Genomic DNA, 1,087 nt, shown 5'->3' with positions numbered 1-1,087 from the left:
CGGCGCAGGGCGCCGATCATGTTCGTGGTGACGTCGGCGGTGTTGCCCGGGCCCAGCAGGATCTCCTCCATCGTGCCCACGGTGCCCACCTGGACGCGCTCGCCGCGGGGCAGCTTCTCGTGCCACGCCTCGGCACCCCAGTGGTAGCCGGCGCCGGGCGCGTCCTGGGAGCGGGCCAGCGCCGCGCCGAGCATCACGGCGTCGGCGCCGCAGGCCACGGCCTTCACCACGTCGCCGGAGCGCCCCATCGACCCGTCGGCGATGACGTGCACGTAGCGACCGCCGGACTCGTCCATGTAGTCGCGGCGGGCGGCGGCCACGTCGGAGACCGCCGTGGCCATCGGGGCGTGGATGCCCAGCGTGAGGCGGGTGGTGTGTGCGGCGCCGCCGCCGAAGCCGACGAGCACGCCCGCCGCACCGGTGCGCATGAGGTGCAGGGCGGCGGTGTACGAGCCGGCCCCGCCGACGATCACCGGCACGTCGAGCTCGTAGATGAAGCGCTTGAGGTTGAGCGGCTCGGCCTGGCTGGAGACGTGCTCGGCCGAGACCGTGGTGCCGCGGATGACGAACAGGTCGACGCCGGCGTCGACCACGGCCTTCCAGTGCTGCTGGGTGTTCTGCGGCGAGAGCGCACCGGCCACCGTCACCCCGGCCTCGCGCAGCTGCGTGAGGCGGGCGGCGATGAGCTCGGGGCGGATCGGCGCCGCGTAGGCCTCACGGAGCGTGGCGCGCGCGTCGGCATCCGGCGCCTCGGCGATGCGGCGCAGCAGCGGCTCCGGGTCCTCGTGGCGGGTCCACAGGCCCTCCAGGTCGAGCACCGGCAGGCCACCCAGGCGTCCGAACTCGATCGCGGTCTGGGGCGACATCACCGAGTCCATCGGCGCCGCCATCACCGGCAGGTCGAAGTGGTAGGCGTCGATCTGCCACGCGGTGGACACCTCCTCGGGGTCCCGCGTGCGACGGTTCGGGAGCACCGCCACGTCCTCGAAGGAGTAGGCGCGACGCGCCCGCTTGCCACGGCCGATCTCGATCTCGTTCACGCCAGCCACCCTACCGGCGAGGGCCTCGACCGGTGCACCGGTCGAGG

Annotated in this window: 1 protein-coding gene; it reads right to left on the bottom strand. The window is 73.9% G+C overall.

Going from position 1 to position 1,087, the window contains the following annotated elements; translation table 11 throughout:
- Window positions 1-1,040, bottom strand: a 1,040-nt coding sequence (locus HMPREF3099_RS07505; RefSeq protein WP_070705410.1) for a GuaB3 family IMP dehydrogenase-related protein, incomplete at its 3' end; no start/stop codon positions are given.
- Between the last annotated feature and the right edge of the window lie 47 nt (window positions 1,041-1,087).

The organism is Kytococcus sp. HMSC28H12 (genome assembly GCF_001816045.1).
GTDB lineage: Bacteria > Actinomycetota > Actinomycetes > Actinomycetales > Dermatophilaceae > Kytococcus > Kytococcus schroeteri.
Note: the sequence above shows the minus strand (reverse complement) of the source record. Positions and strands in the feature narration are given on the sequence as shown.